This window comes from Micromonospora sp. CA-269861, assembly GCF_050948505.1.
Taxonomy (GTDB): Bacteria; Actinomycetota; Actinomycetes; order Mycobacteriales; family Micromonosporaceae; genus Micromonospora.
Genome location: NZ_CP192014.1, coordinates 4217533 through 4237079 on the forward strand (window position 1 = coordinate 4217533; position 19547 = coordinate 4237079).

General features: G+C 71.8%; 19 protein-coding genes and 1 riboswitch. Of the genes, 13 read left to right on the forward strand and 6 right to left on the reverse strand.

Going from position 1 to position 19547, the window contains the following annotated elements; genetic code table 11:
* The first annotated feature begins 4 nt into the window (after positions 1-4).
* The 5 genes from ACQP0U_RS19340 to ACQP0U_RS19360 are packed head-to-tail and all read left to right on the forward strand — an operon-like array spanning position 5 to position 5183.
* Positions 5-1594 (forward strand): ABC transporter substrate-binding protein, encoded by a 1590-nt coding sequence (locus ACQP0U_RS19340; protein ID WP_433320954.1) that lies wholly within the window; start codon positions 5-7, stop codon positions 1592-1594.
* Complete coding sequence (locus ACQP0U_RS19345; RefSeq protein ID WP_433308980.1) at positions 1564-2583, forward strand: ABC transporter permease; 1020 nt, start codon at positions 1564-1566, stop codon at positions 2581-2583. Before ACQP0U_RS19340 ends, ACQP0U_RS19345 begins: the two co-directional genes overlap by 31 nt.
* The gene (locus ACQP0U_RS19350) at positions 2576-3460 is read left to right on the forward strand and encodes an ABC transporter permease (protein ID WP_433308982.1); all 885 of its coding nucleotides are present in this window, start codon (positions 2576-2578) and stop codon (positions 3458-3460) included. The genes ACQP0U_RS19345 and ACQP0U_RS19350 overlap by 8 nt, the downstream gene beginning before the upstream one ends.
* Positions 3457-4461, forward strand: a complete 1005-nt coding sequence (locus ACQP0U_RS19355) for an ABC transporter ATP-binding protein (RefSeq protein ID WP_433308984.1) — start codon at positions 3457-3459, stop codon at positions 4459-4461. Before ACQP0U_RS19350 ends, ACQP0U_RS19355 begins: the two co-directional genes overlap by 4 nt.
* Positions 4458-5183: an ABC transporter ATP-binding protein gene (locus tag ACQP0U_RS19360; protein ID WP_433308986.1), complete on the forward strand. Its 726-nt coding sequence runs from the start codon at positions 4458-4460 to the stop codon at positions 5181-5183. Before ACQP0U_RS19355 ends, ACQP0U_RS19360 begins: the two co-directional genes overlap by 4 nt.
* Positions 5184-5241: 58 nt before the next feature.
* Here the strand turns inward: ACQP0U_RS19360 and ACQP0U_RS19365 are convergent, their stop codons facing one another.
* Positions 5242-5613, reverse strand: a complete 372-nt coding sequence (locus tag ACQP0U_RS19365) for a DUF302 domain-containing protein (RefSeq protein WP_433308988.1) — start codon at positions 5611-5613, stop codon at positions 5242-5244.
* A gap of 112 nt (positions 5614-5725) precedes the next feature.
* Complete coding sequence (locus tag ACQP0U_RS19370; protein WP_433320957.1) at positions 5726-6232, reverse strand: acyl-CoA thioesterase; 507 nt, start codon at positions 6230-6232, stop codon at positions 5726-5728.
* Positions 6233-6372: 140 nt separating this feature from the next.
* Positions 6373-6588, reverse strand: a riboswitch (cobalamin riboswitch).
* 122 nt (positions 6589-6710) lie between these two features.
* Between ACQP0U_RS19370 and ACQP0U_RS19375 the strand changes: the two genes are divergently transcribed.
* From ACQP0U_RS19375 to ACQP0U_RS19395, 5 genes are all read left to right on the forward strand, one after another.
* The gene (locus tag ACQP0U_RS19375; protein ID WP_433308990.1) at positions 6711-8672 is read left to right on the forward strand and encodes a copper resistance CopC family protein; all 1962 of its coding nucleotides are present in this window, start codon (positions 6711-6713) and stop codon (positions 8670-8672) included.
* A gap of 65 nt (positions 8673-8737) precedes the next feature.
* Positions 8738-9340 carry a copper chaperone PCu(A)C gene (locus tag ACQP0U_RS19380; protein WP_433308992.1) on the forward strand — a complete coding sequence of 201 codons (603 nt, stop codon included), beginning with the start codon at positions 8738-8740 and terminating at the stop codon, positions 9338-9340.
* On the forward strand, positions 9337-10578 hold the full coding sequence (locus tag ACQP0U_RS19385; RefSeq protein ID WP_433308994.1) for a Dyp-type peroxidase: 1242 nt from the start codon (positions 9337-9339) through the stop codon (positions 10576-10578). Before ACQP0U_RS19380 ends, ACQP0U_RS19385 begins: the two co-directional genes overlap by 4 nt.
* A 22-nt stretch (positions 10579-10600) precedes the next feature.
* A complete protein-coding gene (locus ACQP0U_RS19390; protein ID WP_433308996.1) occupies positions 10601-11170 on the forward strand; it encodes a copper resistance CopC family protein in 570 nt (189 codons plus the stop codon).
* Positions 11171-11365: 195 nt separating this feature from the next.
* Positions 11366-12841, forward strand: a complete 1476-nt coding sequence (locus tag ACQP0U_RS19395) for a PepSY-associated TM helix domain-containing protein (protein ID WP_433308998.1) — start codon at positions 11366-11368, stop codon at positions 12839-12841.
* A 44-nt stretch (positions 12842-12885) separates the two neighbouring features.
* On the opposite strand, the gene ACQP0U_RS19400 is transcribed toward ACQP0U_RS19395, so the two are convergent.
* Entirely contained in the window at positions 12886-14019 is a 1134-nt protein-coding gene (locus tag ACQP0U_RS19400; RefSeq protein WP_433309000.1) for a cupin domain-containing protein, read from the reverse strand.
* A 13-nt stretch (positions 14020-14032) separates the two neighbouring features.
* Positions 14033-14293, reverse strand: a complete 261-nt coding sequence (locus tag ACQP0U_RS19405) for a hypothetical protein (RefSeq protein ID WP_433309002.1) — start codon at positions 14291-14293, stop codon at positions 14033-14035.
* A gap of 198 nt (positions 14294-14491) precedes the next feature.
* Here ACQP0U_RS19405 and ACQP0U_RS19410 point away from each other — a divergent pair, with 198 nt between their 5' ends.
* Together ACQP0U_RS19410 and ACQP0U_RS19415 are read left to right on the forward strand one after the other, a co-directional pair.
* The gene (locus ACQP0U_RS19410; RefSeq protein WP_433309003.1) at positions 14492-16072 is read left to right on the forward strand and encodes a LuxR C-terminal-related transcriptional regulator; all 1581 of its coding nucleotides are present in this window, start codon (positions 14492-14494) and stop codon (positions 16070-16072) included.
* 7 nt (positions 16073-16079) lie between these two features.
* The gene (locus tag ACQP0U_RS19415) at positions 16080-16907 is read left to right on the forward strand and encodes a GNAT family N-acetyltransferase (RefSeq protein ID WP_433309005.1); all 828 of its coding nucleotides are present in this window, start codon (positions 16080-16082) and stop codon (positions 16905-16907) included.
* 3 nt (positions 16908-16910) lie between these two features.
* Here ACQP0U_RS19415 and ACQP0U_RS19420 read toward each other — a convergent pair whose 3' ends face one another.
* Positions 16911-17921 carry an aldo/keto reductase gene (locus ACQP0U_RS19420; RefSeq protein WP_433309007.1) on the reverse strand — a complete coding sequence of 337 codons (1011 nt, stop codon included), beginning with the start codon at positions 17919-17921 and terminating at the stop codon, positions 16911-16913.
* A 116-nt stretch (positions 17922-18037) separates the two neighbouring features.
* Between ACQP0U_RS19420 and ACQP0U_RS19425 the strand changes: the two genes are divergently transcribed.
* Positions 18038-18646 carry a TetR/AcrR family transcriptional regulator gene (locus tag ACQP0U_RS19425; RefSeq protein WP_433309009.1) on the forward strand — a complete coding sequence of 203 codons (609 nt, stop codon included), beginning with the start codon at positions 18038-18040 and terminating at the stop codon, positions 18644-18646.
* 11 nt (positions 18647-18657) lie between these two features.
* On the opposite strand, the gene ACQP0U_RS19430 is transcribed toward ACQP0U_RS19425, so the two are convergent.
* On the reverse strand, positions 18658-19539 hold the full coding sequence (locus tag ACQP0U_RS19430; protein ID WP_433309011.1) for a TauD/TfdA dioxygenase family protein: 882 nt from the start codon (positions 19537-19539) through the stop codon (positions 18658-18660).
* Between the last annotated feature and the right edge of the window lie 8 nt (positions 19540-19547).

Here is a 19547-nt window from a genome sequence, read left to right on the forward strand (position 1 = left end):
CCGGATGCGTCCGACCCTCCGACGCCTCGTGGCGTCGACCGCGGCGGCGGGGATGCTCGTCCTCGCCGGATGCTCGGCCCCGGCCACCCCCGACGGCTCCTCCGGCGGTGCGACACTCGTCGTCGCCACCTCCGACGAGCCGGACGCGTTGAACCCGGTGCTCAACTACGGCGTCGACGGCGCCTCGCTGATCTTCGACGGCCTCGTCACCCGGGACGACGACAACCGCCTCGTCGCCGGTCTGGCCACGGCGTTGCCCGAACTGTCGCCCGACAAGCGCACCGTGACCGCGAAGCTCCGCGACGGCGTGCAGTTCCACGACGGCACCGCGCTGACCGCCCAGGACGTCGTCTTCACGTACCAGGCCGTCCTGGACCCGACTGTCGACTCGACGCTCCGCTCCGACCTGGACATGGTGGAGTCGGTGAGCGCGCCCGATGCGAGCACTGTCGTATTCAAGCTGCGCTACCCGTACGCGCCGTTCCTGCAGCGGCTCACCCTCGGCATCGTGCCGGCGAAGCTGCTCAGCGGGAAGGACATCAACACCGCCGGGTTCAATCGCAAGCCGATCGGGACCGGGCCGTACCAGGTCGAGTCCTGGACGCCGGGCGACCGGCTGGTGCTCACCGCGAACGAGCGCTACTTCGGTGGCCGGCCGAAGAACAACCGGGTGGTGGTCGCGTTCGTCGCCGACGACAACGTCCGGGCCCAGCGGATGCGGGCCGGCGAGTTCGACGCCACCGAGTTGCCGCCCAAGCTGGCCTCGGGTTTCGACACCGACGCCACGTACCGGGTGCAGCGGGTGCCGACCGCCGACTACCGCGGCGTGATGCTGCCGACGGGCAACCCGGTCCTCGCCGACCCGGCGGTCCGCCGGGCGCTCAACCTGGCCGTCGACCGGGCCGCGATGGTGTCCGGGCTCCTCGGCGGCGCCGGCGAACCGGCGTTCGGCCCGATCCCCCCGACCTCCGAATTCGCCGACCCCTCGATCATCGGCAAGCCGACCGCCGACCCGACGGCGGCGGGAGCGCTGCTCGACGCGGCGGGCTGGACCCCCGGCCCCGGCGGGGTACGCGTCAAGGGCGGCCGGCCGGCCCGGTTCACGCTGATGTACCCGGCGAGCGACACGCTGCGCAAGGACCTGGCCCTTGCCGTCACCGCCGACGCGAAGAAGATCGGCATCGAGGTGACACCGGCAGGGCTCACCTGGGACGCCATCGACCCTCGGATGAAGTCCGACGCCCTGCTGATGGGCTACGGCACGCCGTACGACCCGGACTTCGTCTCGTACAAGCTGTTCGGCTCGACGTTCGCCGGGCAGGGCTACTTCAACCCCGGCTCGTACCGCTCCGAGGTGACGGACCGGGCCCTGCAGGAGGGACGCGACCAGATCGACCCTGCCCTTCGCAAGGCCGCGTACGCGCAGTTCCAGAAGCAGTTGGCCGCCGACGTACCGTGGCTGTTCCTCACCTACCTGCGGCACACCTATGTGCTGAAGTCCTCGGTCCAGGGCGTGGCCCCGCGGGTCGAGGCACACGAGCACGGGGTGGCGAACAGCCTCTGGTGGAACATCGACACCTGGACGCGGTCGTGACCCGACCCGGTCGGCTGGCCGGGGCCGGCGCGGTGGTTCGGCGTCGGCTCCTCGTCGCCGTCCCGGTGCTCGTCGCGACAAGCGTCGGGATGTTCGCGCTGGGTGCCGCCTCGCCGGTCGACCCCGCGAAGCAGTACGCGGGCGCGGCGGCCTTCACCGCCAGCGAGGAGAACCTGGCACAGCTCCGCGCGAACTGGGGCGTCGACGACCCCCTGCCGGTGCAGTACCTGCGCTGGATCGGCAACCTGGTCCAGGGCGACCTGGGTTGGTCGACCAGCCGCCACGAGCCGGTCGCCTCGGTGCTCGCCGCCCGGGCCGGCTGGACGCTGCTCCTGATCGGTGTGGCCCTGGCCCTGGTCCTGGTCGCGAGTCTGCTGCTGGGCGCGCTGGCCGCGTACCGCCGGGGTGGGCTGTTCGATCGTGCACTGCGGACGGCGGCGTACGCGGTGCAGTCGATGCCGGTCTTCTGGCTGGGCCTGGCCGCGATCGCCGTGTTCGCGCTGGCCCTGGGTTGGCTGCCGGCGGGCGGGCTCACCGACGTCACAGCTACCGGCACCTCCTGGGCCGACGTGGCGCACCACCTGATCCTGCCGGTCGGCGTGTTGGCCGTGTCCCAGGCACCGTGGTTCGTGCTGTTCGTCCGGGACGCGGTCGCGGAGAGCATGCGCGACGACCACGTGCTCGCGGCGCGGGCACGCGGGTTGCCCGGTCGGACGGTGCTGTTCGGGCACGCGCTGCGGACCGCGCTACTGCCGTTCCTCACCCTGGTCGGCACCCACCTGCCCGAACTGGTCGGCGGGGCGGTGCTGGTCGAGACGGTCTTCTCGCTGCCGGGCCTCGGCGCCGTCACGGTCGCCGCCGCGCTGGGCAGCGACTTTCCGCTGCTGGCGGCGATCACGCTGGTCACCACAGCTGTGGTGCTGGCCGCGAACCTCGCGACGGACCTCGCCTACGCCGCCGCCGACCCGAGGGTACGACTCGATGGCTGACCTCGCTGCGCGACCGCCGCTGCTCCACTTGGCTCGATCGCGGCTGCGGCTGCGGCCCGGCCAGGCCGGTGCCGTAGCGGCCGGTCTGGTCCTGCTGGTGGCCGTCGCCGGCTCGCTGCTCGCCCCGCTGGTCTGGCCGCTCGACCAGAGCGCTGTAGCGCTGGACCAGACCCGGTCGGCGCCGTCCTGGGCCCACCTCGCCGGCACCGACGACCTGGGCCGCGACGTGGCGCACCGCGCCGTCTACGGGCTGCGGGTCTCGCTGCTCGTCGGCGCGGTCGCCGCGCTCGTCGCCACAGTCCTCGGTGGCGTGGTCGGTGGGATCGCCGGCACGCTCGGCGGCCGGGTGGACCGGATCCTGATGCGGGTCGTGGACACCATCGCCGCGATGCCGCACCTGCTGCTGGGCATCTTCATCGTCGCCATGCTGCGTCCCAGCCTCGGTGCCGTGATCGCGTCCGTCGGGCTCACCCACTGGCTCTCCACCGCCCGCATCGTCCGATCCGAGTTGTTGAGCCTTCGGACCCGCCCGTTCATCGACGCCGCCATCAGCGGCGGAGCCGGCCGGCTCCGGGTCCTCACCCGGCATCTGCTGCCGCACGTCCTGCCCCGGCTGGCGCTGGCCACCACCCTGATGATCCCGCACGCGGTGTGGCACGAGACCGCCCTGTCGTTCCTCGGCCTCGGCCTGCCACCGCACCTCGCCTCGCTGGGCAACATGATCAACGATGGCCAGGGTTCGCTACTGACCGGCGCCTGGTGGGCCAGCCTGGCACCCGGCGCGGTCATCGTCGTCGTCACCCTCGCCATCGCGGTCCTCGCCGCCCGCTGGCGCGACCGCCTCGATCCCCGGGTCCGAGCGGAGCTGCACCTGTGACCACCACCGAAACCATTTCCGCGCCGGCGTCGCCCCGCGCCGCCGCGAGGCAGCCGCTGCTCGCCGTGGACGGCCTCGGCGTCGAGTTCCGGCTCCGCGACGCGCGCGTGCGCGCCGTCACCGAACTCAGCCTCACCGTCCGGGCCGGCGAACTGCTGGCCATCGTGGGCGAGTCCGGCTGCGGCAAGTCCGTCCTGGCCCACGCCCTGCTCGGCCTCCTGCCGGGCAACGCCACGACCAGCGGTCACGCCGTGCTGCACCACCCCGGCGTCGACCCGGTCGACCTGGTCACCTGCGGCCAGCGCCAGCTTGCCCGCAGGGTACGCGGGCGCCGGGTCGGGCTGGTCCCGCAGAGCCCGGCGACCGCCCTGAACCCGGTCCGCACCGGACGGCGACTGCTCGCCGAGACGCTGCGGGCACATGGCCGCGACCGCGCCGACGCCGACCAGCTCGCGGTCGATGTCGGGCTCGACCCGGCGGACCTGGACCGCTACCCCCACGAGCTGTCCGGCGGCATGGCACAGCGTCTGGTCACCGCGCTCGCGCTGGCACCCGACCCGTCGCTGCTCATCGCCGACGAGCCCACCACCGGGCTGGACCGGCCGCTTGTCGACCACACCCTCGACCTGCTGCGCCGCCGCTGCGACAACGGCGCCGCCGTCGTGCTCATCACGCACGACCTGGCCGCCGCACGCCGGGTCGCCGACACCGTCGCCGTGATGTACGCCAGCCGCATCGTGGAACACCGCGACAGCGACGAACTCTTCACCGCACCAACCCACCCGTACGCCTCGGCGTTGCTCGACGCCCTGCCGGACCGGGCCTTCCGACCGGTGCCGGGCGACCCGCCGATGCTCACCGCGTTGCCGCCCGGGTGCGCGTTCGCGCCCCGCTGCCCACGCCGCACCGACACCTGCGCGGACCGGCCACAGCCGACACCTGTCGCCGGCGGCGGCGTGGTGGCCTGCCACCACCCGATTCCCACCGGAGCCACCACGTGACAAACGCGCAGCACCTGCTCGCCGACGAGGTGACCGTCGGGTACGGCCACCAGGTCGTCCTCGACGGCGTCACAGTGCGGATCAGCCGGGGAGAGACGGTCGGACTGCGCGGGCCGTCCGGCTGCGGAAAATCGACACTGGTCCGGGTCCTGGCCCTCCTGCACCGCCCCGACCGGGGCCGGGTCAGCATCGACGGCACCACTGTCGACGCCGTCCGGTACGCCGTGCCGGTCGCCCTCCGGACCCGCGTCGCCGCTCTGTTCCAGAGCCCGCGCGCCGCCGCCGACCCTCGACTGAGCCTCACCGACCTGATCGCCGAACCGCTGCGCGCCACCCGGACGCCCGAGTCGGCAATCCGGGAACGGGTGACCGAACTCGCCGACCTCGTCGGTCTCACCGCGGATCTGCGCGGCCGGCGTCCCCACGCGGTGTCCGACGGGCAACTGCAACGCGCCTGCCTCGCCCGGGCCCTCGCGCACCGCCCCGACTACCTGCTCTGCGACGAGGCCACCGCGATGCTCGACGCCTCGACCCAGGCGCACGTCGCCGCCGTCATCAGGGACTACCAGCGGACCCAGCGCGCCGGTGTCCTGGTCATCACCCACGACCAGACCCTGCTGGGCCGCTGGAGCGACCGGATCGTCGACCTGGCCGGCGCCCGGCTGGAGAGCCGCCGTCGGAGTGGGCCACTCGCTCTCGAGCGGTATACCTCTGAGGCATAAATATTCCTCAGAGGTATACCGCTCACCACGGAAGGTGCCCGGCCGACCCGGGCCTCGCTCAGCGGCCGTCGAGCACGGAGGCGATCTTGGCTGGGGCGTTCAGGGGTGCCAGCTGATCCGTGCCCAGTCCGTAGCGCTGGGCGAGGTACGCCGGGTCCTGCCAGGTGACGACCGACCCGGGCTGGCCGTCGTCCCGCACCATCAGTCGCAACGGCAGGTCGATCGCGATCTCGGGATGGGCCTGCATGAGTGGAGTGCCCGCCTGCGGATTGCCGAAGATGATCACCTGGGTGTCGGGCATGCTCAGCCCGGCCTTGCGAACGGCCGCGGCATGGTCGACCACCGCCGCCACCGCGGCGCCCATGCGTTCGGCTTCGGCCCGCAGCGCGGAGACCGTCTCTCCGACGTCCCGTGCGCTCCGCCTGGTCACCAATCCGTCGTTCACGGCCGACCCCCGCTCACCGTGTCGCTGGGCGAATCCCACCTCATCCTGCCCGCACCAGGGGGCGGTCCGGGGATGTTCGCCGCAACCGCCACCCGCCTCAGGCCGTGGACTCCTCGGCACCGTCGAGCAGCGCCCGCCGCAGGGCCAACCGGTGCTCCCGGCGGATCTCCGCCTCCCGGTAGCGACGCCGGTCCCCATCCGTCTCCGGCAACAGCGGCGGAACCGTACGCGGCTGTCCGTCGTCGTCGATGGCGACCATGACCAGGTGGGCGGTGGCCACGTCGGTGGGCGGCACCGCCCTGTCCCACCGGTCCGCGGTGACCTTCACGGCCACCTCCATCGAGCTGCGGCCCGCCCAGGTGATCCGCGCGTCGACGTGGACGACGTCACCGACCCGCACCGCGCGCAGGAAGGCGGTCTCGTCGATGGCGGCGGTGACGGCCGGCCCGTCCGAGTGCCGGGCGGCGACCACCCCGGCGACGGAGTCGATGAGGTTGAGGATCCGGCCGCCGTGCACCGTACCCATCAGGTTCGTGTGGTGCTGATCCATGATCTGCGACAGGGTCAGGTGCGACGCCGACGGTGGTCGGCCGGTGATCGTCATGATGTCGTGCACAGCGGTAGTCCGTCCCTCGGGAAACCACACCGCCGGAACGCGGACACACGCTGAGGAGCACCCACCGCGCACACCGCGCGGCACGTCACCCGCTCAGCCCACCCGCGAGGCCGACGGCAGCGCACACGGTTGTGTACGCGGCGCCGGCAGGTCTTCGGACTCGCGGGCCCGACCGGCCGCACGCCGATCTCCTACTGGCCGTCGCTTCCCAGGCCGGTGGCCCAGTGCTGATGACGGCTGTCGTTCCCACTCACCGCTGCGGGGCAGTCCCGGATTTCCACCGGGTTCCCTCTTACGACGCCCAGTCAGCCACGACCAGGCGAACCAACGCCACGCGGAGCATAGCTGGCCAGGGACGACGTTCACTCAGCGCGGCAGGCGACCCCGAGGGGTGCTCGGCTTTTGCCATCCGAGGAAAAAGTCCAGCGCCTCTTGAAAAAAGTCTCACTACGGCGAGGATATTCAGATGCATCGTCTCCCCCAGACTCCGGTGCGGGTGCTCTCGAGCCTCCTCGCGCTCCTCCTCGCCTCGGCGGTCGCTCTGCTCGCGTCCGCCCAACCCGCCGGAGCCCACGGGACCCTGGCGATGTCCACGCCGGCGGGGGGCGCCACGGTGAGCGAGCCGTTGACGTCGGTGCAGCTGTACTTCACCGAGAAGGCCGCCTCCAACGCGTTCTTCACGATCACCGCCCCGGGCGGCATCCGGGTCGACAACGGCTGGTCGTACGGGGAGCCGAAGCCGCTGGACAAGCCGGTGCGGGAGTACTTCCTGGTCAACGGCCAGTTCGAGCCACGGGAGTACACGACCGGGTTTCCCGCGACGGTGGCGGTGACGCACCTGCCGGCCAAGGGCGAGTACTCGGTGAGTTACCTGTCGGTCGCCTCGGACGGCGACCCCGTACGCGGCACCCTGACCTTCCGCTACAACGGGCGGGTGACGGCAGCGCCGCAGGGGTGGAGTCCGCCGACGACCCAGCCAGACCCGGCCCTGTTGGCCACCGCCGAGCAACACGGGTCCTCCGGGCAGGTCTCGGCAGTGCCGACAGTCGCGGCCGAGACGGCGGTCCCGCCGTCCGCGGCAGCGGCCCCGCCGAGCGACTCGGCGGATGAGAGCGGCCCCGGAGCGCTCGCGTGGACCGGCCTGGCGGCGGTCGCGGCAGCGGTCGCGGCGGCCGGATTCGTCGTCTGGCGTCGGCGGACGTCCCCCACTGGCAGGCCCACCGGTCGGGGCCGTACCGCACCGGGAACATCCGGCCGACGCGGCGCCGGTACCCGCCCCGGGACCAGAACCCCCGGCACGAAGACCGCCAGTGCCAAGGTCGCCAGTGCCAAGGTCGCCAGTGCCAAGGTCGCCGGTAGCAGAACCGCACGCGCCAGGACTGCGACCGTTGCGGACGCGACGACCCCCGCCACGACGGACAGCCGACCGCCCGTCGACTTCGGAGCATCGCCCGACCCGGACCTCGTCACCGCGACGCCCGGGTCCCGGCTGAGCAACACCGGCCTGGCACTGTTCGTCGGCGCTCTGGTGCTGTCCCTGCTCGCCGGCTTCGGGTTGGCGCGCATCAACGGTAACGAGGGCACGGCCGCCGGCACCGCCCGGCAGTCGGCGGGCGGTCCGCCCGCCTCCGGCCCGGCGGTAGCCGCGAACGACGGACACCAACACCCGGCGGGCACCGGACCGCACACGCACAGGGGCGACGGCGCAACGGGCGAGGCGCTGGCCACCGGAACGACCGTCAGCGCCGGCGGGTACACGCTGCAACCGCTGGAACGAACCCAACCGCCTGGCGTACGCGCGGACTACCGGTTCCGGATCGTCGGGACCGACAGGCAGGCGGCGACCCGCTTCGCGGTCGTCCACGACAAGCCGTTGCACCTGATCGTGGTGGGCCGCGACCTGACCGGCTACCAGCACCTGCATCCGACGATGGCAGCAGACGGCACCTGGAGCGTCCCCCTGACGCTGGCCCGACCCGGCGGCTACCGCGTCTACGCCGACTTCTCCGTCACCGCGGCCAACGGCACGCAGCAGCCCCTCGTGCTGGGTGTCGACCACACCGTGCCCGGCGCGCACAGCCCGACCGCGCTGCCGCCGGTGCAGGCCCAGGCGACGGCTGGTCCGTACGCGGTGTCGATGACCGGCAACCCGACGGTGGGGGCGACGGCGCCGATCCACTTCCAGGTCAACCCCGCCGACTCGGCCACGCCCGCGCAGCTGGAGCGGTACCTGGGCGCGTACGGGCACCTGGTCGTCGTTCGTGAGGGCGACCTCGGCTACGTGCACGTCCACCCCGAGCCGGAGTTGGTCGACGGGACTGTCAAGTTCTGGCTGACCGCACCGAGTTCAGGCCGGTACCGGGCCTTCTTCGACTTCCAGGTCGCCGGCAAGGTGCACACCGCCGAGTACACGATCAACGTGCCCTGAGCCTGGAACTTTCTCCGTGCTGCGGCCGACCAACCAGCCAGCAGCAACCATCGGAGGAAGAACACATGCTCAGCACCAGCCCACTGGGTCCGCGCCGCCGCTCGGCCGCCGTCCTCGCCGCCGCGATCCTGACGGTTGGCGCCGCCGGTTGTGGCGCGTCCGGCTCTCCGTCGAACGCGCAGGCGGGCCCGTCCGCGTCGACCTCGGCCAACCCGGATGCTGGCCTGCTCGGCATTCGTGACCCGTGGGTGAAGGCGGCCGACAAGGGCATGACGGCGGCCTTCGGGACCCTGGTCAACGACGGCGACACCGATGTCACGGTGACGGGTGCCACGACCTCCCTGTCTCCGATGGAGCTGCACGAGATGGCCATGAAGGACGGCAAGATGGTCATGCGGCTGAAGCAGGGCGGCATCGTGATCAAGGCCAGGGGCACCCACGCGTTGGAGCCCGGCGGCGACCATCTCATGCTGATGAACCTCACCAGGCCCGTCCAGGCCGGCGACGAGTTGACCTTCACGCTGACCTTCGCCGACGGTAGGACCCAGCAGTTCAGCGCCGTGGCCAAGCCGTTCACCGGCGCACAGGAGAGCTACGCCCCCGGGCACGGCGAGCCGATGACCGGGATGAGCGCCACGCCGGGGATGAGCATGAGCCCGGCATCGTGACCGGCACGCCACCTGTCCGGCCGGTGAGCAGGCGTGGCCTGCTCACCGGCGGGGCTCTCGCTGTCGGCGGCGCCGTGGTCGGCGGTGCCGCGATCGCCACGACGCGTACCGACGAATTCGGGCGACCGGACGCGGTAGGTGCCGACGCGACGCCGGTGGCGGCGGTCGGCGGCCTGGTCGAGCCGTTCCACGGCGCCCGGCAGGCCGGGGTGGCCACCGAACCGCAGGCGCACGCGTCGTTCGTGGCACTCACCCTGCGAGCCGGCGTCGACCGGGCCGCGCTGGGTCGGATGTTGCGGTTGCTCAGCGACGACGCCTCCCGGCTCACCCAGGGCCGCCCTGCTCTGGCCGACACCGAGGCCGAACTCGGGCTGTTGCCCGCGCGGTTGACAGTGACCTTCGGCTTCGGGCCCGGCCTCTACCGGGCGGCCGGCGTCGACGACCGCCGGCCGGCATCGGTCACCGACCTGCCGTCGTTCCGCATCGACCGGCTCCAGCCGGCCTGGTCCGGCGGTGACCTGCTGCTGCAGATCTGTGCGGACGACGCGATCACCGTCGCCCACGCGCAACGGGTCCTGCTCAAGGACAGCCGACCGTTCGCCACCGCCCGGTGGGTTCAGCAGGGCTTCCGGCGCAGCCCCGGTGTCGAACCGGGCGGCCACACCCAACGCAACCTGTTCGGTCAGCTCGACGGCACCGCCAACCCCCGGCCCGGCGCGCCGATGGACACCGCGCTCTGGGTGCCGGACGGCCCGGCGTGGCTGCGCGACAGCACCACACTGGTGCTCCGGCGGATCAGCATGAACATGGAGACCTGGGACCTGCTCGGCCGAACCGATCGCGAACTCGCCGTCGGTCGGCGGCTCGACACCGGCGCCCCGCTCACCGGCACCGCCGAACACGACGAACCCGACTTCGCCGCCACCGACGCCGACGGCCTGACCGTCATCCCCGACTTCTCTCATCTGACCCGCGCCCACGTCACCGACGACCGGCTGAAGATCCTGCGCCGGCCCTACAACTACGACGGGGTGCCGACAGCCGAGGGCCACGCCGACAGCGGCCTGATCTTCACGTCCTACCAGGCTGACATCGCCCGCCAATACCTGCCCATCCAGCGCCGGCTGGCCGACCGGGACCTGCTCAACGAATGGACCACGCCGATCGGGTCCGCCGTCTTCGCCATCCCGCCCGGATGTCCACCGGGCGGTTGGATCGGCGAGCAGGTGCTCGGATGAGCACGCCAACCGGAGACCCGTCATGACCGTACCGTCGTCCCGCCCCGCCGCCGTCCGGCTCGGCGCGGCGGTCCTCGCCGTCCTCGTGGCGGTGCTCATCCCGGCCAGCCCGGCCTGGGCGCACAACTCGCTCCGGACGGCAACGCCCGCTCGGGACGCGACAGTGCTTAGGGCACCGACCGAGGTCACGCTCGAATTCATGCAACGGCTGGACCCCACATTCACCACGATCGTGCTCACCGACGCCGCCAAGCGGAAGCTTCCCACCGGCGAACCGGTGGTCACCGGAGCGAAGAGCACGGTCCAGGTGACCGGCACACTGCCGAACGGGACATACACGGTCGCCTACCGGGTCGTCTCCGCAGACGGGCACCCGGTCCAGGGGTCGTACCCGTTCACAGTGGCCGACCCCACGTCCAGCGCCGCGCCGGTCGCCAACGTCAGCACGTCAGCGCCCGCCCCGTCCCCCGCCGCCGCCGCAGCGGAGCCCGGCGGTGGTCCGAGCGCCGGTGTACTCGTCGCAGGCGCCGCGCTGGCCGTCCTCGTCCTGGCGACGGCTGGGCTGCTGTGGCGACGGGCGGCCCGCCGCTGATCCGACCCGCCACCGTGCGGTCGGCTCACCTCGCCGACGCGGGCCCAGGACGGAGACCGATCCTCCACATCCCCTGGGAACCGCCGGCGTCTCCGCCCCGACTACCAGTCAGGGCCGACGCGACAAACCACCGGGCGACCAGGCCAGTACGGGAAACGCCTTCCAGGTGCTCCCGACTCTTCCGATCGGATCACCATGTCTCTCACCGAATTGTCCGGCACATCGACGCCGGAACCCTCCACGACCGACGAAAAACCGGCCCGACCGGCCCGGCGCACGTCGCCGTTCGGTGCGCTGCTGCTGCGGCTGCACTTCTACGCCGGCATCCTCGTCGCCCCGTTCCTGGTGGTCGCCGCACTGACCGGCCTGGCCTACACCACAACCCCGCAACTCGACGCGATCCTCTACGGCGACCAGTTGGCCGTCGCCCAGGTGGGTGACCGTCAGCTCCCGCTGGCCGAGCAGATCGGGGCAGCCCGCAACGCGCATCCCGACGGCAGCATCACCACAGTGCAACCCGGCGTCGGTGACCAGACCACAAAGGTGGTGTTCTCGCTGCCCGAGCTGGGCGAGAACCAGCACACCGTCTACATCAACCCGTACACCGGCGAGTCGCAGGGGCAGCTCACGACCTGGTTCGGGTCCACTCCGGCCACCACCTGGCTGGACGACCTGCACCGCCACCTGCACCTGGGCACGGTGGGCGAGCACTACTCCGAGCTGGCCGCGAGCTGGCTGTGGGTGATGGCGCTCGGCGGGGTCATCCTCTGGTGGCGTCGACGCGGTGCCGCCCGAGCCGCCGCCCGGCATCTGCTCGTGCCGGACCTCTCCACGGGGAAGGGCGTCCGCCGTACCCGGGGATGGCACGCCACCACCGGCATCTGGCTCACCGTCGGCCTGCTCTTCCTCTCGGTCACCGGTCTGACCTGGTCCCGGTACGCCGGCGCGAACTTCGCGGCCGGACTCGACGCGTTGAGCGCCCGCACTCCGGAGATCTCCACGAGCCTCGCCACCGGCCCCGCCGCCCCGGCCGAGAACGGCGGCGGCCACGAGCACGGTGCCGCCGGGGCGGGCGGGGTCGTCGAGTCGGCGGCCTTCGACCGGGTCGTGGCCGTCGCTCGCGGCGCGGGCCTCTCCGGTCCGGTCGAGATCAGCCCTGCGCCGGAGCCAGGCTCGGCCTGGACCGTCACGCAGGTCGACAACACCTGGCCGGTCCACAAGGACCGCATCGCCGTCGACCCGGCCTCCGACACGGTTACCGCCCGCAGCGACTTCGCCGACTGGCCTCTGCTGGCCAAACTGAGCGGCCTCGGCATCCAGGCCCACATGGGGATCCTCTTCGGCCTTGTCAACCAGATCCTGCTCGCCGCGCTCACCCTCGGGCTGCTCTGCGTCATCGTCTGGGGCTACCGGATGTGGTGGCAACGCCGGCCCACCCGCGCCGACCGCCGGGCGATCGCCGGCACCCCACCAGCGCGCGGCGGCGTACGCGGCCTGCCGGTCTGGGCGCTGCTGATCGGCGTACCGGTGACCGTGGCGATCGGCTGGGCGCTGCCCCTGTTCGGGCTGACCCTGCTCGCCTTCCTCGCCATCGACGCGGTGGTGGGTGCGGTGTCCCGACGCCGACGACCCGTCGCAGCGCCCACCTCCCCGGCACCCGCGGGGAGCTGATCCGCAGGTCCGGCCGTCCGTCAGACGACGGACGGCCGGTTCGCTCAGATCACGACCTGTTTGGTGTTCGGCAGGCTGGCGACGATCGACCGCTGCACGTTGAGCGTGTCGGCGATGACCTCGTGGGGCGTGTTGGCCATCCACTGCATCACGGAGATGTCCTCGAACCGGGGATGGCGGAACATCTCCAGGAACACCAGCGGTTCGTCGCCGGTGTTCTCGATGTAGTGCCCGTACGCGAAGGGGACGTAACCCACGTCGCCCGCCTGGAAGTCGAACGTCCGAGCCGCGGCCTGCGAGGCGAAGACGCCCATCCGTCCGGTGCCGGAGATGTAGTACTGCCACTCGTCGGTGGTGGGATGCCAGTGCAACTCCCGCATCCCGCCCGGCTCGACCTCCACCAGTGCCGCGGCGGTGGTCACCGAGGCGGCGAAGTTGGTGGAGTCGGTGACTCGGACCGTTCCGCCACGGAAACGCTGCGGGGTCTGCGCGAGCATCCGGTGCTTGAAGCTTCGCGGGATGTCGCCGGTCGGGCTGACCACCCGGTCCTGTTGCAGGGGCGGTGGCACGTCGCCCTGGAAGATGTACTTCTCCCGTTCGGGCAGGTTCTCCATCTGCTCCATCGTCCAGCCGAAGTTCTTGGCCAGGACCTCCCGGGGTGTGTGCGCGAAGAAGTCGCTGAGCAGGAACGTGTTGTTCTCCGAGAACGCGCCGTCGTCGAAGACCAGCAGGAACTGGGCGCCGTCTGCCAGCGCCTGGATGTTGTGCGGTACGCCCTGCGGAAAGAACCACAGATCGCCCGCGTTGACGTCCTCGATGAAGTTGCGTCCCTCGTGGTCGACGGCGCTGATCCGGCAGCTGCCGCTGAGCATGTACGCCCACTCCGACTGCTGGTGCCAGTGGATCTCCCGATATCCGCCCGGCTCCAGACCGAACTGAACACCTGACAGTTGGGTGGCGATCGGCAGGTCGCGACTGGTGACCTCCCTGGTCCAGCCGCCCTTCTCCACCCGGGTGTGCGCCTGCGAGAACGAGAACTTGAGGTTGGGCACCAGTCGACTGTCGGTCGTCGGCGGCACGACGAGGTCCGGGTTCTGCCGCTCCATCTCGACGTTGCGGCCCGCGAGGGGCGCGGCACCCTGGTCTCCGCGTCGCGGCTGGGGATCGTTGTTCGCCATGATCGCTGTCTCCTCACTCGGGTTGGATCGGATTGGGCGCGGGAACGGACCCGGCCCGCAGCCGTAGCCGGGACGAGATCCCCAGCAGGGCCCGCACTCCGGGCCAGCCGTACTGGATCGCGATCGCGACCGGAATCGCCGCCGCGGTCACCATCAGCACCAGGCGGGTCCACGCCGGAGCGTGACCAGCCGCCCCGGTGCCGGCGTAGAGGACGAACATCAGCAGTACGACCCGGAGCCGATGCAGACCGGGAAGTTCGGTGAGCTGGGCCATGATTCGATAATCGACGCCGAGCACTCACCGTCGCATCACGTGATCGCGCCATTGCCGTGCGCGAAATCCCGGACGCCCTGGGCCAATCAACGCAATCACGCCGGTTCGTCGATCTGGTCGCCCGTACCGGCCACCCTGGCTAGGCTCGGTCGCAGGACGGCATTTCGACGCGCCTGGTAACAACCGGGGAGAACGCCATTGTCCGAATCATCCTTCAACGCCGGAACCCTCCCGGTCGACGACACCGCCACCGCCGCCGAGCAACGACGACACCGGCTGTTCGCCACAGCGGATCAACTCCGGCTCGCCGGGCGCGGGATGGAGGCGCTGCACGTCCTGGCAGCGGAGATCGCGACGAGTCACAGCGGCGAGCGCCACCGCGCCCACCTGCTCGGTCGCCTCGCGCAGACCGTGGCGCTGGAGCAGCCGACCATCGCCCTCGCCGGCCTGCGGGAGGCGCTGAACCTTCGACTGGACGCCCGCAGCCGCAGCACCCTGCTCGCCCTGGTCGCCACGATCGCGGCCCGCACCGGACATCCGGACACCGATGCCCTGCTCCGTGACGCGGGCACCGCGCACGCCGCGTCGGGTGACCAGTCGTCCGCTCGCCACCTCGCCCTCGGCCGGGCCGCCCGCTCGCTCGCGCACGGCGATCTGCCGGGCGCCCAGGCCGTGCTGGCGGCCCTGGACCCCGGCTCCTGGGTGGCCCGGGCCGACGCCCCGTCCATCCGGGCCGAACGGATCCTCGTGCAGCTCGGCCTGGGCCGGCACCAGGACGCGCGGACCGCGACCCGCCAGGCGCCGGACGAGACAGATGTTCCGCTCACCGGCCTGACCGCGCTGGACTGCCTGCGCATGGTGGCCGTGGGAGAGCTGCCCGAGGCGGCCGCGCTGGCCGTCACGACGCTCAGCTCCGGCCCGGCGGACATCAGTCGGGAGGTACGGGCCCTGTTGGTCGCGGTGATCGGCGAGGTCCGCTACCGCCGTGGCGAACACGACGACGCACGCGCCATCCTCCGCGCCTGCCTCGCCGAGGATCGGTGGCCCGACCGTACGATGTGGACCCTCGCGTTCTGTGTGGCGGTTCGCGACCCCGCCCTCAGCGCGCCGGCGGGCCTGCTCACCAGGGTGGTCGCCGACCTGCATCGATCGGTCCGGCCGCTCCTGCCCGTCCCGCACTTCGGCCCCCGACTGGTCCGCGCGGCGGTGGCCGCCGACGACACCCGGGCCGCCCGACGGGTCACCGAACTGGTCGAGCTGGTGTCCACCCGTACGCCGGTGCCGTTGTGGCACGCGCTTGCCGACCAGAGCCGGGGGTTGCGTGACGGCGACCCGGACGCGCTCCGGTCGGCGGTCGACCAACTGCGCACCACCGCCGCCCGACCGGCGCTTGCCGACGCGTTGCTCGACCTCGCGAACAGCCCTCGGGCGCGATCCGGGGAGGCGCGCGACGCCGCGCACGAGGCGGCTGCCCTCTACGCCCGGATCGGGGCCCCTGGCGACCAGGCGATCGCCGACCGGCGCTGCGCCGACCTCGCCGCCACCCCGCGCCACCGGCCGTCGATCGACGAGTCGCCGAACGGGGGCATCGACGCGCTCACCCCGGCCGAGGAGCGGGTGGCCGAGATGCTCGCGGCCGGCGCCACGAAGAAGGAGGCGGCCAGGACGCTCTTCGTCTCCTTCCACACCGTGGACACCCAGCTCCGGTCCATATACCACAAGCTGGGCATCCACAACCGGATGCAGCTGGTGCGGGCCTGGGAACGGACCAGACGATAATCGGCCGATGACCGCGCCAGCCGACCTGACCCCGCTCGCCGAAGCCGCGGAGAGCGAATTCATGTACTCCTACGAGTCACAGGCGCCCGGGTCCACGTACACCGATCTCGGCATCGCGACCACCCGCATCGGCGGCGGTGTCGCCCTCGCCATGCGCAACGATCCCTCGGGCGGGTACTGGAGCAAGGCCCTCGGCTTCGGCACCACCGAGCCGTTCACCGTGCAGACCCTGGATCGCGTGCTCGACTTCTACCGGGAGCAGGGCGTCGGCCAGGCCGTCCTCCAGCTCGTTTCGTCGGTGCTGCCCGGGGGCTTCGACGAGATCGCCGCCGCACGCGGGCTGGAGCCGGGGAGCACCTGGATCAAGCTCGCCGCCCGACCCGAGGACGTCGCCGCCGCGCAGACCCACCTGCGCGTCGGCCCGGTGCCGGCCGTCGAGGCGCAGCGCTGGGCCGACGTGCTGCTCACCGGGTTCGGCATGCCGGCCGGTGGGCTCACCGACATGCTGGCCGCGACCGTCGGCCGGCCGGCGTGGCGACCGTACGCGGCCTGGGACGACGGCAACCTCGTGGCGGGTGGCAACCTGTTCCTGCACGGCGAGGCCGGTGCGCTCAACGCCGCCGCGACAGCCTCCGGTCACCGCGGCCTCGGGGCGCAGTCGGCGCTGATCGCCGCCCGCGCCCGAGCCGCCGCCGAGGCGGGGTGCCGGTGGCTGTTCGCCGAGACCGGCAAGCCCGCGCCCGGTCAGCAGAACCCGTCGTTGAACAACCTGTGCCGGGCCGGGCTGGTGCCGCTCTACGAACGCCGCAACTGGGTCTGGCGAGCAGCTTCCTGAGAGTTACTTCTCGCTGTCGAGCAGCGCCATCATCGCGGTGGCGTACCGCTGCCCGGAGGCGGCACCGGCCGGGACGGCACGCTCGATCTCGTCCACCGTGTCCTGGTCGAGCACCAGATCGACGGCGGCCAGCGACTCGGTCAGCCGGTCGCGCCGCCGTGCCCCGACCAGCGGCACGATCTGGTCGCCCTGTGCCGCCACCCAGGCGATCGCCACCTGGCTGGTGGTCGCGCCCAGCCGCTGCGCGACCCGGCCGAGTGCTTCCACCAGGCGCAGGTTGGCGGCCAGGTGCTCGCCCTGGAACCGTGGGCTGTTCGCGCGGAAGTCCGTACCGGTCAGCTCACGGTCCGCCGACCAGTGGCCGCTCAGCAGACCTCGGGACAGCACCCCGTAGGCGGTCAACCCGATGCTCAGCTCGCGCAACGTCGGCAGGATGGTGGCCTCCGGGCCACGGGAGAGCAGCGAGTACTCGATCTGGACGTCGCTGATCGGCGCCACCGCCGCGGCCCGGCGGATGTTGTCCGCGCCGACCTCGGAGAGCCCGATGTGCCTGATATAGCCGGCCTGCTGCATCTCGAGCAGCGCGCCTACGGTCTCCTCGATCGGCACCTGCGGATTCAGACGGGACGGCCGGTAGATGTCGATGTGGTCGGTGCCCAACCGCCGCAGCGAGTACGCCAGCCGGTCCTTCACCGCCGCCGCCGACACGTCGTACGGCGCCGCCTGGAAGCCGCCGTCAGGTGTCCGGCGTGCGCCGAACTTCACGCTGAGCACCACCTCGTCCCGGCGACGCTCCCGCAGCACCCTGCCAATCAGCAGCTCGTTGTGGCCCGACCCGTAGAAGTCCGCGGTGTCGACCAGGTTCACACCGGCGTCGATCGCCGCGTGCAGCGTCGCTACGCTCTCCGCCTCGTCGGCCGGACCGTACAGGTCGGACATGCCCATCGCGCCGAGCCCGATGATCGAAACCTCTGGCCCGGTGGCACCCAACCGTCGCCGTCGTAGATCCGTCATGTCGCTCGTCTCCTTCGGTCGTCGTCGCGGTGCGTCGTGGTGTCCGGACACCGCTGTGTACGCTGTGTCCATATAACCAGCCAGTAGACAACGTGTCCATATAACCGGGAGGACCAGTGGCCCAGCTCACGCCGGACGCCCACACCACAGCGCGCCGTGGTCGCGGCCGTCGCCCCGCCGATCAGGTACGCGCCGAGATCCTCACCGCCGCCGGTGAACTCCTGCTGGCCGAGGGCATGGCCGGCTTCACCATCGAAAAGGTGGCGGCCCGCGCCGGGGCCAGCCGGATGACCATCTACAAATGGTGGCCCTCCAAGGGGGCGCTCGCCCTGGACGGCTACTTCACAGTCGTCGCGCCCACCCTGGCCTTCGCCGACACCGCCGACATCGTCGCCGACCTGACCAACCAGCTCGTCGCCTTCGTCCACCTCGTGCGCGACACCACCGCCGGGCGGGTCATCAGCCAACTCATCGGGCAGGCCCAGACCGACCCGGAACTGGCCGCCGCCTACCGCGAGCGCTACTCCGGCCCCCGTCGGGCGCTGGCCGTCGAAACCCTCACCAGGGCCATGGCCCGTGGGCAGCTCCGCGCGGACATCGACCCCGAATCCGTCGTCGACCAGCTCTGGGGCGCCTGCTACCACCGACTGCTCATCGGCGACCTGCCGCTCACCGAGGACTTCGCCCGCACCCTTGTCGACAACCTCATCCGCGGAGTGCGCTGACCCGCAGGCGGTCAGGCCACCGCGCCCCGCCAGAGATCGACCGGCCCCTGCGGGCGATCGCCGCGCAGGGTGATCCGGTGTACGACGCGTCGCGCGCTGCCGTAGTCGCGGTTGGCGTAGTGCGCGGTGCTGCGGTTGTCCCACATCACCACGTCGCCGGGCCGCCACCGGTGTCGCACCAGGTGCTCCGGCTTGGTGAGGTGGGCGTAGAGGAGGTCCAGGACCGCCCGGCTCTCGGCCTCCGAGACGCCGACGATGTGCGAGGTGAAGCCGGGGTTGACGAAGATGCCCTTGCGACCGGTCTCCGGGTGGACGCGTACGACGGGGTGCTCCACCGGGTCCAGTCGGGTGACCACCTCGCCCTCCCAGACGTTGCCCCGACCGCCACGGCGCTGCGCGAGGTAGTAGCCGAACTCCCGGTTGCCGTCGTGCACGGCGACCAACTGGTCCACCAGCCGCCGTACCGGCTCGGCGAGGGAGTCGTACGCGAGTTGACTGTCCGCCCAGGTCGTGTCGCCGCCGGTGGGCGGCAGTGTCACCGCGCGCAGAATCGAGCCGAGCGGTGGACGGGCCACGAAGGTCACGTCGGTGTGCCACACGTCGGCGAAGCCGTTGTCCGCACTGTCCAACGCGTACACCTCGGGATGTTTCTCGTCGACACCGCCGACCACGGGATGCGAGGCGGTCAGCTCGCCGAGCCGGCGACCGAGGCGTACCTGGCCGTCGTCGTCGAGGCGTTGGTCGGCGAAGAACAGGACCTTGCGCTGCACCAACGTCTCCCGTACCGCGGCGAGTTCCGCATCGGTCGCGCCGTGCAGGTCCAGGTCCCGTACCTCGGCCCCGAAGTGCGGCCCGAGTGCCTCCAGTGCCAGTTTCACGAGAGTGTCGGTCATGACGGTGC